The following is an 11556-nucleotide window of genomic DNA, read 5'->3' on the forward strand; positions in this document are numbered from 1 at the left end:
CGCTCGCAATGACGACGATTGATACTTACTGGTTCGCGACCTTCGGCTTGCCGTAGCTGACGCGATAGACCGCGCCGTTCCAGTCGTCGGAGACGAGCAGCGAGCCATCCTTCAGCAGCATCACGTCGACCGGGCGGCCGACATATTTGTTGTCCTCGAGGAAGCCGGTCATGAACGGCTCGACCGACTTCACGGTGCCGTCCTTGTTCAGCCTGACGACGACGACGTCACCGCCCTGCTTCTGCGACTTGTTCCAGGAGCCGTGGCGCGCGACGAAGATTACGTTCTTGTAGGCCTTCGGGAACTGGCTTCCGGTGTAGAAGCGCATGCCGAGCGAGGCGGTATGCGGACCCATCAGGCCGACCGGCGGCGTGTAGTCCTTGCAGTTCTTGCCCCAGCCGAGCTCCTGGTCGATGATGTTGCCCTGGTAGCAGTATGGCGCGCCGAAATCCTCGCCCGCCTTGGTGACGCGGTTGAGCTCGTCTTCCGGCACCGTCTCCGACAGCCAGTCGCGGCCATTGTCGGTGAAGTACATCTGCTTGGTCTCGGGGTTCCAGTCGAAGCCGACCGAGTTGCGCACGCCGAGCGCGTAGACCTCGGCACCGGAGCCGTCGAGATTCATGCGGCGGATCTGGCCGTGGTCGGCGTCGTGCAGCACGTTGTTGCCGGGCTGGCCGACCGGGACATAGAGCTTGTTGTCGGGGCCGATGGCGATGAACTTCCAGCCGTGCGCCTCGTCCTTCGGCAGCTTGTCGTAGATGACGGTCGGCTTCGGCGGATTGTCCAGATTGTCCTCGATCTTGTCGATCTTGGAGACCTTCGAGAGCTCGGCGATGTAGAGCGTGCCGTCCTTGAAGGCGACGCCGTTCGGACGGTAGAGGCCGGAAGCGATCACCTTGACCGAGCGCTTGCCGTCCTTGTTGACGATCGCATAGACCTTGTCGACGAGCCGGCTGCCGACGAACACGGTGCCCTTGTCGCCGAGCGCCAGTGAACGCGCATTGGCCATGCCGGCGGCATAGACCTCGACATTGAAGCCGGCCGGCACCTTGAGCTTGGCGAGCGGCAGCTTGTCGGGCGCGGACGGCAGCGGCGGCGGCGCCACCGGCGCGAGCTTGGCGGCGGCTTCATTGTCCGGACGCCCGATCATGGGCGAGCCCGGCGGCAGCGGCTGGGCGGCCGGCGCGGCACCTGCGGCGGGCGCGGCCGCCGGCTGTTGCGCCGCAGCGGAGAGCGTGAACGCCCCCAGCATGGCCCCCGCGAGCAGCAGGCTGCGCGGTGCGAACGAGTGTTTTTTCATGATGATCTCCCCTGGGTGGAAGCCGTTGTTGATTGCGCCATTGACGTCGACCGGCGCCATTCGGCTGTCCGTTCATAGTCTTGCGAATTTGTCCGTACAATTGCAATCGGAAACATGCTGACATCGGCCAACGCATGGTTGTGGCCACGCGACGTTGTCGCTGTCTCTCAGTGCCTCGTCATCGAGTGATCAGGGCGATCGAGAATCGCCTCGGTGAATGGAAACTCCAGCACGATCTCGCCCTCGTCGTCGGTCACCTCGATCACCGCGCTGAGCAGCGCGCCGTCGGCCCCCTCGGTCTTGAGCAGTTCGCGAATCATCGCCCGCGCCATTTCCCATGCACGATCCGGATCCCGCAGGATTTCACCATCGGGGTCGGAGATCAGCTCGTCGCCGATACGGGTGTTGAAGAAATAGCGTGGCATCGGCTGAACTCGGCTCGGTTAGTCGCTTCCCGTCACCGGGAAGCACGGAATCGTCATCAGGACCTTCGGAGGATCGCGTGGTCGCTGTCTCTTAGTCCAAGATCAACATTCACCGTGTGGCGAACAACAGGAAAAAGGTCTGATCCCACCGGGTTTTGACCGGAAATGCGCGCACAAATTTGTGAGGGGGCCGGATTCGCTTCCCGCAGTGCAGCATGCGCTTCCGCGGGCCGCTTGCGAAAAATTTAAGTGGCGAACTTTTCCAACCGCATTAGTTTAACCTCCAGGGCGGAAAGTTCGTCCGGTTGCAACAAGGAGAGCCTAATGGCCTGGAAAGCACCGAAGATCGTCGAAGTGTCGGTCGGCATGGAAATCAACATGTATATGTGCGCCACCCGCAAGTAAGCGGCAGCGCCCTATACACGTTTAGCGTTTTAGCGCAGGTGGACATCCGGGCGTGACGCGCTCCCGAGCATGGGAGTGTGTTCCAAAGCCGGGGTCCACCTCGTAACGTTTCTGGGTCCGGGTTTTTCGGATCTGAGTTAAACGTCTCCAGGGGACGGATCATGCTTCGTGTCGTCGTCCTGGGTGCCGCGGCGGGTGGCGGCGTTCCGCAGTGGAACTGCGGATGTGCTGTCTGCAGGACGGCGCGAAGCGATCATCCGGAATTGCAGAGCACGCAAGCCTCGATCGCCGTCAGCGGCGATGGCGCGCACTGGTTCCTGGTCAACGCGTCCCCGGATCTCCGTCAACAGTTGATCGCCACGCCCCAGCTGCATCCGAAGCACGGCGCCTTGCGCCACAGCCCGATCGCCGGCGTCATCCTCACCAATGGCGAGATCGATGCGGTCGCCGGGTTGTTGTCGATGCGCGAGGGCTCGCCATTTGCGATCTACGCCCATGAGCGGGTGCTGGCGATCCTGCGCGCGAACAGTATCTTCAACGTACTGAGCGAGAAGAACGTCGCCCGCCGGCCGATCGCGGTCGATCAGGCCTTCGAGCCGGCCCTGCCCGACGGATCGCCGTCCGGGCTCGAGGTGTTGCCGTTCGAGGTTCCCGGCAAGGGCGCCTGGTATCTCGAGGGCAAGGCGCACCCGGCGGGCGCCGACGGCGTCGGCGATACGCTCGGCCTGCGTATTGCAGACAGGCGTAGCGGCCAATACTTCTACTTCCTGGCCGCCTGCGCCCGGGTGACTGACGACCTGAAATCACGGCTCAAGGGCGCGCCCTTGGTGTTCTTCGACGGCACGGTGTGGCGCGACGACGAGCTGATCGCGGCGGGCCTTGGCAACAAGACCGGCCAGGGCATGGGACATATCGCGATGTCGGGCGATCAGGGCGCGATCGCAAACCTCGCCGGGCTCGACATCGGACGAAAAGTGTTTTTGCATATCAACAACTCCAACCCGGCGCTGCTTGGGACCTCGGCCGAACGCAAGGCGGCCGAACAGGCGGGCTGGCAGATTCCTTCCGACGGAACGGAGATCGTGCTGTGAATGTCGTGCCTACGAACGGAATGACCGCGCTCTCGATCGGCAAAGGCATCACGCTCGACAGTGCCGAGGAGATGGAATCTGTGCTGCGCACGATCGGCGCGACGCGCTATCACAGCCTGCATCCGTTCCACCGCCTGCTGCACGGCGGCAAGCTCAACAAGGGCCAGGTCCAGGCCTGGGCGCTGAACCGCTATTACTACCAGAGCACGATCCCGCTGAAGGACGCGATGGTGATCTCGCGCTTCCGCGACCGCAACACCAGGATCGAATGGCGCCATCGCATCGAGGACCACGACGGCGATCTCGGCAATGAGGGCGGCATCGAGCGCTGGCTGAAGCTGACCGAAGGCCTCGGCCTCGACACCGCCTATGTCGAGTCCACCGAAGGCATCTTGCCGGCGACGCGCTTTGCCGTGGAAGCCTATGTGCATTTCTGCCGCGACCGCACGCCGCTGGAGGCGATCGCCTCCTCGCTCACCGAATTGTTCGCGCCGAACCTGCACGAGGAGCGTATCTCGGGGATGCTGAAGCACTACGACTTCGTCAATCCCGACATCATGAGCTACTTCAGCCGCCGCCTGAGCCAGGCGCCGCGCGACGCCGGCTTCGCGCTCGACTATGTCAAGCAGCACGCCAGGACGCCCGCCGAGCGCGAGGCGGTCTGCAATGCGCTGATCTTCAAGACCAACGTGCTGTGGGTGCAGCTCGACGCGCTCTATCACGCCTATGTCGACGGCCAGATTCCGCCCGGCGCCTTCGTGCCGAAAACCAGCTAGAGACGTAACATGGCCAGCCGCAACATCAGCGTCAGCGAGACCAGCCGGCCGAAACTGCCGCGCCACACCAGGCTGAAATTCGACGAGACGCGGCAGGTCTGGGTGATCCTGGCGCCGGAGCGCGTGCTGGCGCCGGACGAGATCGCGGTCGAGGTGCTGCAGCTCTGCGACGGCGTGCGCAGCGTCGCCCAGATGGTGGACCAGCTCGCCGAAAAATACGCCGCACCACGCGAGGCGATCGCGACTGACGTGATCGCCATGCTGCAGGATCTGGCCGACAAGGGGTTTCTCACTGAAGCGCGCGAGAGCACAGCATGAGTGACACGCTCGCCGGTAACAAGACAACGACAGCAGGCCCGACCGACGGGCTCGCGGTGCTCGAGCAGACGCGCTCGGCGGCCGAGACCTACGGCATCCCGCTCGCGGTGCTGCTCGAGATCACCCACCGCTGCCCGTTGCAATGCCCGTATTGCTCGAACCCGGTCGAGCTCGATCGCGGCTCGACCGAGCTCACGTCCGACGAATGGAAAAAGGTGCTGAGCGAGCTTGCCGAGCTCGGCGTGCTGCAGATCCATTTCTCCGGCGGCGAGCCGACCGCGCGCAAGGACATCGTCGAGCTGGTGCAGCACGCGACCGATGTCGGGCTGTATTCCAACCTGATCACCTCGGCCGTGCTGCTGACGAAGGACAAGCTGTCGGCGCTGGCCGATGCCGGCCTCAGCCATGTGCAGATCAGCTTCCAGGGCAATGAACCCACCGTTGCCGATCGCGTTGCGGGCCTCAAGGACGCGCACCGCAAGAAGCTCGAGGTCGCGAAATGGACCCGCGAGCTTGACATGCCGCTCACGGTGAACGCCGTGATGCACCGGCAGAACCTGCATCAGCTCTCCGACATCATCCAGATGGCTGTTGACCTCGATGCCGACCGGCTCGAAGTCGCCAACGTGCAGTATTACGGCTGGGCGCTGAAGAACCGCGCCGCGCTGATGCCGACGATCGAACAGATCGAGGAGACCAGCCGGATCGTCGAGGAAGCGCAAGTGCGCCTGAAGGGCACGCTCGCGATCGACTACGTGGTGCCGGATTACTACGCGCTGCGGCCGAAGAAATGCATGGGCGGCTGGGGCCGCCAGTTCTTCAACATCTCGCCGGCCGGCAAGGTGCTGCCTTGCCATGCCGCCGAGAGCATCACGGGGCTCGAATTCGAGTCGGTGCGCTCGAACCATTCGATCGCCTGGATCTGGCAGAACTCGGAGGCCTTCAACCGCTATCGCGGCACGGGCTGGATGCCGGAGCCGTGCAAATCTTGCGAGTTCCGCGAGGTCGACTACGGCGGCTGCCGCTGCCAGGCGTTTGCGCTGACCGGCGATGCCGGCAACACCGACCCGGCCTGCGCGCTGTCGCCGCGGCATGAGGAGATCTTCAAGCAGGCCGAGCAGGAATCCGCCGGCGCGCAGAACCGCTTCGTCTACCGCAACTTCGCCGGCGGCACGCTGGAGACGGACGAACCCCAGGAAAAACCGCATGGCGCCTGACGCCGATGCCGGTAAGGCCGCGAAGCGCGCCGACCCGTTTGCTCCCCTGACGTCGGAATGGCTCGATGTCGGCGACGGCCACGATCTCCATGTCGAGAGCGTCGGACGTGAAGGCGGCATCCCCGCGGTCTACCTGCATGGCGGCCCCGGCAGCGGCTGCCAGCCGGATCATCGCCGCCTATTCGATCCCGAGCGCTTTCACGCCGTGCTGTTCGACCAGCGCGGTTGCGGCCGCAGCCGGCCAAAGGGCAGCCGCGACAACAACACGACGCAGCATTTGATCGCCGACATGGAGAAGATCCGCGAACGCTTCGGCTTTTCGCGCTGGATGGTGGTCGGCGGCTCCTGGGGCGCGACGCTGGCGCTGGCCTATGCGCAGGCGCATCCCGAGCGGGTCAGCGGGCTGGCGCTGCGTGCGACGTTTCTCGGCACCCGCGAAGAGCTGGAAGACGTGTTCCTGCGCGCCCTGCCGCGCTTCTATCCCGATCTCGCCGAGGACTTCCTCAACTTCCTGCCCGAGCACGAGCGTGCGGCGCCGCTTGCGGCCTATTACCGTCGCATCCTCGATCCTGATATGGCCGTGCATGCGCCGGCCGCGCGCGCCTGGCACGACACCGAACGCACGCTGTCGGAGCACACGCCGAAGCAGACGCGGCTCGACCTGACAAAGACAGCAGGCGCCCTGCCCTCGACGCCGTTCATGGAGGCGCACTACTTCGCCAACAATTGCTTCATGCGGCCCAACCAGCTGATGGACGAGGCCGGCAAGCTCGCCGGCATTCCCGGCATCCTGGTGCAGGGCCGCTACGATCTGCTGTGCCCACCCGCGACGTCGCACGCGCTCGCCGCGCGGTGGCCGGGCAGCGAGGTCCGCATCGTCGACGGCGCCGGCCACATCCTCTACGATCCCGGCATCCGCAACGCCGTGATGAAGGCGATCGCGGATTTGGCGTCGAAGGTCTAACAGGTCGCGCACTCAGGGTGCGCACGGAGCCGGATTCGAATTCCGCGGAATTCGTTGGATATCCCTGAAGAAATCTTCGCGAGCATTGAGCAGGCATTCGACGGTAGTCGAGAGGGCGTATCGCCAGCCGATGTGGTTATCTACCTTGCCACCGACCGACTGCGTCAGGATCAGCTCGGATATCATCGTAAATTGCATCGGCGGGTGCTGATTCGACGTCAGCGTATCTTTGGTCGGCTTGCCGGCGCCGGCAGAGAGGTCAAGGACATTCTTGGGCAGGGCGCAATTCGGCTTGTCGACGTCTCCGCAGGCCTTGCTGGGCCACACCGCCCCGAGCCCAAGCCTGAGCTCGGGATGCTTTGGGTCCGGGCGAGGATCGAATCCGAATTCGCCGGTGGGCGAAGGCATCTTTGTATCGCTGTATTGATGACAGCCGGCACAGGTTTGCGTCCGCATTCTGTCGATCACGTTGGGGACTAAAAGCGTCCCACCGCCTTGCAACTTTGGATTAAACCCTGCGAGCGCGTCGGATATCGGCGTATTGAAGTCGCGCACCTTTGAAAGTCCACCGTTGTACCCGCCCATAATGTCGCCGCGGTCTGGAAAGCTGGTATCGCTCTCGAAGCCGGCCAACGATCGATCGAGCGTTGGAAAAGCGATCAGCCCGACGTTGGAGCCGTTTGTGTATGCTCCGTTCTTGTCGGTGCCGCCGGCGAGGCGATCGAACTGGTCAACGATGTCTTTGATTAGTAACCGAGTTTTGTCGACATTGGCCCAAGGATCGGATGATGCAAGAAGCTCACGCCCGACAGTTGATTTCACAGTGTCGGGAATCGCAATGAGATTGGCACCTCTTTTCGCCAGCCTGAATTCCCGAAGTGTCCAGTCCTGCGGCGTTTCCACATCCGTTTTAGTCGGAGTTCCTGGCGGATCATAGATTGACTGTGGCGGCGGGGGTGGGGTCGTAATTGTCACCAGCTTATTCAGAAACTGGTCGGTGCGTATTTGACCCTTGTCTTGCAGGAAATTCCTGAAATCGACGACTGGTCGCGTCAACTCGGACACCTTAACGAATTTCTTTTTCTTGTACTGTTCAATGTCCCCTTTCAGGATCAAGTCAGAAAGCAGCTTCCCGCGGACATCATTTTGCAGTCCAGGATCCGAGAGGCTCCGGAAGAACTGGACGAGGGGGGTGCATCCTTCCGGGAAACCGGTTGCTTGCTGGGGGGTTGGATTTGGATTTGGCACTCTGGCTTCGAACGCAATCAGATTGCGCTCGAACCTGTCGCCTAGAATGATGGTCCCGTCGTCCTGTCCAACGGAGACGCCGGAATTACGGGCAAAGATCACCCGGATCTCACCGCAGTCCTTGTACTGAACCTTTCCGTGCGGCGCTGGCTCTGCCGGCGAGAGGAGATCGATGCGATTGCTGACGGCAATCGCAGAATACGAATTTTTGGAACCCTTTTTCCCGTCATATGGATTGGTGTCGTCGAACGCCTGGTCGAGCACGTCATCACTGAATGGACTCGAAGTGTTAGACCGGTTGTATTGTCCGGTATAGCCCAGCGCTAAGTCACCCTCAAAGCGCGGACACTTGTACGAGTAGCCGTTCAGCGTGGACATCCCTTGGGGGTTGGGCTTCGATACGTCGTCGCAATGCGCGGTGGTTACCGGTTCGACCAGGCCCGGCCCCTGGTTTGCGGTGTCCCAGAGCTGATGAAATAGTGCTTCCTTCGTTTCTATCGGGCTCCCGCCAGCGTTGCGGTGCGTTTCAAGGATCTTGTCCATGACCGCTGACAGCCGAATGCCCTTGACGATGTCGACGTCCGTAATCAACAGGGAGAGATGGCGGTCGACGTCATAGACGAGCTTCGGGAGTGACGGAAACACGGTGAAGATCTTTGGCTGCAGAAGTCCGTGCTCTGGCGGATGATCGACGAATTTTAGCGCGGGTTCCTCGACGGCCAGAGCCGGCGAACAAATTGCAAATGCGGTAATCGGCGCGAGGACAAGCATGGAAAAATGACGCCTATCGGCCATGAGATGAACTCCAACGCGAAAAGGTTTTGGGGCATGTCCTAGTGGACACGCTAAACAATCAAGAAATTTGGTCACATTACCAATTTTGAATATTAACGCAAGCGTTGTTTCGATATCTCGGCACTATCCTTGGATGTAGCGCGAAATTGCTGCGGTGCAAGCAGTCAGCAAAGCGATCGGCTAGAGCGGTTGTCGAGATCATCGATGGTGCCGGCCATTTCCTCTGCGACCCCGGCATCCGCAATGCCGCAATGAAGGCGATCGCAGATTTTGCTGCAAGACAATGACTAGGGCGCGTACTCATAAACTGGAACGCGCGGAAGGCATCGCGAAAGTACCGCTGCGTCACATCGCGAGCGGCTTCTCATCAACGCGGCGGCAGCGAAGCCCTGATCCGCTCCGAGAAATCGGGCGCGCCGTCGGCTGCCTGTGCGGCTGGATTGATCAGGGAGCGTTGCCGCAATTCATCGAACGGCATGTCCGTGTTGATCCGGCCCGAATGATACAGGTAGCTGTCGATCAGGCCGTTGAGCAGATGACGGATGTCGAACCTCCCCTTGCGTCCCGCGGCATTGGCGTAGCGTACGATGTTGATCGTGCAGCTATTGGTCAACAGATGATAGAATTCGGGGTGATCGGCGAGCTGGTTGATGCGCTCCAGATAAACCAGCAACAGGCGGCGTGCGTCGTCGGCGGACGAATTGAGGCGATAAAGATAGGTCGGCTCGCTGCGATGGTTGGTCCGCACGCCAACGAGGTCGCGCTCGGTGCCCACCACGTAAATCAACTCGAATTGCTTGAACATCGATGCGATGGGAGCAAAACCTTCGCCGATCTCAGGGCGCGTCTCGATAGAGATGGTCAGAGGCGGCACATTGTCGAACATGAAGCTCAGAAACGTGTGCCCAACTGGCCCTTCCATGAAATAGGAAACGTAGAAATCGATAGATTTTAGGTGCGACAGCTGCACCTCGCGCTCTTCGTAGCGCACCGTGAAATCGTTGCGCGAACGATAGTCGAAATCGCGCACGCCGGTGAACCGCACGCGGTCGCCGTCGATGAACGCCCGCGGCATGACAGCCACTTCCGGGCGCCAATTGCGATCATGTGACGGGGGAATGGCGATCCACCATCCGACGATGCCGAAAAACAGCACGGCGGCCACTGCGGACATGCTGCGCCGTCGCGACAGCCACAGCGCCCATACCGCAAATAGCGCGAAAGCCGCCGCCAGCGCCAGGCGTGCCCAGGCCCACGGCAGGTTGGAATAATAGACAGCCAGCGTGGCCCATGTGACGGACAAGGCCTTCACCAGAAAGCCGATGATCGCAATCAGCCGGTCGGCGATTCGAGTCAGAAATCCGACAAGTGCACTCATTGGCGTCCTGGCGTCGGGGCGCGTACATCGCGGCGGACGGCGCGAGCGTACACGCATTGAACTTCACTTGTTAGACCCGCTCTGGTAGCATTCATGCCTGCGCGACGGTCCGCAAATGGCGGCCGTCCAGATGCGATACTGTCAGACGCGGCGCTCACGGCATTCTGCTGGATTCCATCCGTGAGGTATCTGCGATGGCTGCCTTATCCTTGCGAGCCTTTCGTGCCACCTTTCCGCTTCTAGCCCTCGGTCTGGCGTCCGCGGTCTGCGCCCAGGGCACTCCGCCGGCGCCCATCAGCACGACGTTGTTTCAGAATGTGCGCATCTTCGAGGGCAAGGGCAACTCGCTCTCGCGCGCTGTCACATGTGCTTGTAAAAGGCAACATCATCGAGCGAATCTCGGCGACGCCGATCACCGCCGAGCCCGGTAGCACCGTGATTGCCGGCAACGGGCGGACCCTGATGCCAGGCCTGATCGACAATCATTGGCATGCGATGCTGATCCGGACCAATCCCGCTCAGGCGATGGGCGACGTCGGCTTCAACAACATCGCCGCCGGCGTCGAGGCGACCGACACATTGATGCGGGGTTTCACGACGATCCGCGACCTCGGCGGCCCGACCTTCGGCCTGAAGGACGCCATCGACCAAGGATTGATCGCCGGACCGCGCATCTATCCCTCGGGCGCGATGATCACCGTGACCAGTGGACACGGCGATTTCCGCCAGTTATCCGATTTGCCGCGGACGATCGGCGGCATGCTGACGCGCATGGAACAGGTCGGAGGCAGCATGGTCGCCGACAGTCCAGATGAAGTTCGCGTGCGCGTCCGCGAGCAACTCATGCAGGGCGCTTCCCAGATCAAGCTAACGGCCGGCGGCGGCGTCTCCTCGCCCTTCAGTCCGATCGACGTGTCGACCTTCACGGAGGCGCAGCTGCACGCCGCGGTCGAGGCGGCCGAGAACTGGGGGACTTACGTCGCGGTGCATGCATTCACCCCCGCGGCGATCCAACGATCGATCGCGGCCGGGGTGAAATGCATCGAGCACGGCTTCTTGATGGACGAGGCGACCGCGAAACTGATTGCGGACAAGGGCGTGTGGCTCAGCACACAGCCGCTCCCCGAAGAAATGCGGACCGGCCTGGCGATGGGATCGGTGCAGCGGGCAAAGGCCGATGAAGTCTGGCCCGGCATCGCCAGGACCTACCAACTGGCAAAGAAGTATAAGATCAAGACGGCATGGGGCACCGACGTTCTGTTCTCCGGGGCATTGGCCAAGCGGCAGGGCGCAATCCTCGCTTCGCTCACCCGCTGGTACACGCCTGACGAAGCGCTGGTCATGGCGACGTCGACCAACGCCGAATTGCTGGCTCTGTCCGGCAAACGCAATCCGTATCCCGGCAAGCGCGGGGTCGTCGAACAGGGCGCGCTGGCCGATCTCCTGTTGGTCGACGGCAATCCGCTCGAAAATATCGATTTGGTCGCCGACCCCGCCAAGAACTTCAAGGTCATCATGAAGGACGGCAAAGTCTACAAGAACGAGAGTTGAAACGGTAGCCACCACCAACCCGTTCGACGGCCATGCAGCCGCTTCAAAAATGTCGTTGATTTGCCCGACGCGTCAAGTTGCCGTGTCG

The 11556-nt window shown here is 62.0% G+C and carries 10 protein-coding genes and 1 pseudogene; 7 read left to right on the top strand and 4 right to left on the bottom strand.

From position 1 onward, the window contains the following. Positions 1 to 25 precede the first annotated feature (25 nt). Complete coding sequence (locus ACVIGB_RS18240; protein ID WP_456721591.1) at positions 26 to 1300, bottom strand: PQQ-dependent sugar dehydrogenase; 1275 nt, start codon at positions 1298 to 1300, stop codon at positions 26 to 28. A gap of 167 nt (positions 1301 to 1467) precedes the next feature. Further along, on the bottom strand, positions 1468 to 1725 hold the full coding sequence (locus ACVIGB_RS18245) for a DUF6894 family protein (RefSeq protein ID WP_021080047.1): 258 nt from the start codon (positions 1723 to 1725) through the stop codon (positions 1468 to 1470). A gap of 324 nt (positions 1726 to 2049) precedes the next feature. Between ACVIGB_RS18245 and pqqA the strand changes: the two genes are divergently transcribed. The 6 genes from pqqA (at position 2050) to pip (ending at position 6496) form a co-directional block, all read left to right on the top strand. Beyond that, positions 2050 to 2130, top strand: coding sequence for a pyrroloquinoline quinone precursor peptide PqqA (pqqA, locus tag ACVIGB_RS18250; protein ID WP_035635412.1), 81 nt, complete (start codon positions 2050 to 2052; stop codon positions 2128 to 2130). A 161-nt stretch (positions 2131 to 2291) separates the two neighbouring features. Then, a complete protein-coding gene (pqqB, locus tag ACVIGB_RS18255; RefSeq protein WP_092116120.1) occupies positions 2292 to 3221 on the top strand; it encodes a pyrroloquinoline quinone biosynthesis protein PqqB in 930 nt (309 codons plus the stop codon). A gap of 20 nt (positions 3222 to 3241) precedes the next feature. Further along, entirely contained in the window at positions 3242 to 3997 is a 756-nt protein-coding gene (pqqC, locus tag ACVIGB_RS18260) for a pyrroloquinoline-quinone synthase PqqC (protein ID WP_456725144.1), read from the top strand. 9 nt (positions 3998 to 4006) lie between these two features. Next, on the top strand, positions 4007 to 4315 hold the full coding sequence (gene pqqD, locus ACVIGB_RS18265; protein ID WP_173638120.1) for a pyrroloquinoline quinone biosynthesis peptide chaperone PqqD: 309 nt from the start codon (positions 4007 to 4009) through the stop codon (positions 4313 to 4315). Then, positions 4312 to 5532 carry a pyrroloquinoline quinone biosynthesis protein PqqE gene (gene pqqE, locus ACVIGB_RS18270; protein WP_456721590.1) on the top strand — a complete coding sequence of 407 codons (1221 nt, stop codon included), beginning with the start codon at positions 4312 to 4314 and terminating at the stop codon, positions 5530 to 5532. Before pqqD ends, pqqE begins: the two co-directional genes overlap by 4 nt. Then, positions 5522 to 6496 (top strand): prolyl aminopeptidase, encoded by a 975-nt coding sequence (pip, locus tag ACVIGB_RS18275; protein ID WP_456721589.1) that lies wholly within the window; start codon positions 5522 to 5524, stop codon positions 6494 to 6496. The genes pqqE and pip overlap by 11 nt, the downstream gene beginning before the upstream one ends. Before the next feature lie 12 nt (positions 6497 to 6508). Here the strand turns inward: pip and ACVIGB_RS18280 are convergent, their stop codons facing one another. Then, positions 6509 to 8539: a hypothetical protein gene (locus tag ACVIGB_RS18280; protein ID WP_456721588.1), complete on the bottom strand. Its 2031-nt coding sequence runs from the start codon at positions 8537 to 8539 to the stop codon at positions 6509 to 6511. A 367-nt stretch (positions 8540 to 8906) separates the two neighbouring features. Continuing rightward, a complete protein-coding gene (locus ACVIGB_RS18285) occupies positions 8907 to 9917 on the bottom strand; it encodes an Lnb N-terminal periplasmic domain-containing protein (protein ID WP_456721587.1) in 1011 nt (336 codons plus the stop codon). Between the two features lie 194 nt (positions 9918 to 10111). Between ACVIGB_RS18285 and ACVIGB_RS18290 the strand changes: the two are divergent. Further along, positions 10112 to 11468 (top strand): annotated as a pseudogene (locus ACVIGB_RS18290) (amidohydrolase family protein). The last annotated feature ends 88 nt before the right edge of the window (positions 11469 to 11556 follow it).

This window comes from Bradyrhizobium sp. USDA 4341, assembly GCF_054063755.1.

Excerpts from the sequence above, each read along its gene's own strand:
- ACVIGB_RS18240 (WP_456721591.1), bottom strand. The coding sequence starts at position 1,300 with ATGAAAAAACACTCGTTCGCACCGCGCAGCCTGCTGCTCGCGGGGGCC.
- ACVIGB_RS18245 (WP_021080047.1), bottom strand. The coding sequence starts at position 1,725 with ATGCCACGCTATTTCTTCAACACCCGTATCGGCGACGAGCTGATCTCC.
- pqqA (WP_035635412.1), top strand. The coding sequence starts at position 2,050 with ATGGCCTGGAAAGCACCGAAGATCGTCGAAGTGTCGGTCGGCATGGAA.
- pqqB (WP_092116120.1), top strand. The coding sequence starts at position 2,292 with ATGCTTCGTGTCGTCGTCCTGGGTGCCGCGGCGGGTGGCGGCGTTCCG.
- pqqC (WP_456725144.1), top strand. The coding sequence starts at position 3,242 with ATGACCGCGCTCTCGATCGGCAAAGGCATCACGCTCGACAGTGCCGAG.
- pqqD (WP_173638120.1), top strand. The coding sequence starts at position 4,007 with ATGGCCAGCCGCAACATCAGCGTCAGCGAGACCAGCCGGCCGAAACTG.
- pqqE (WP_456721590.1), top strand. The coding sequence starts at position 4,312 with ATGAGTGACACGCTCGCCGGTAACAAGACAACGACAGCAGGCCCGACC.
- pip (WP_456721589.1), top strand. The coding sequence starts at position 5,522 with ATGGCGCCTGACGCCGATGCCGGTAAGGCCGCGAAGCGCGCCGACCCG.
- ACVIGB_RS18280 (WP_456721588.1), bottom strand. The coding sequence starts at position 8,539 with ATGGCCGATAGGCGTCATTTTTCCATGCTTGTCCTCGCGCCGATTACC.
- ACVIGB_RS18285 (WP_456721587.1), bottom strand. The coding sequence starts at position 9,917 with ATGAGTGCACTTGTCGGATTTCTGACTCGAATCGCCGACCGGCTGATT.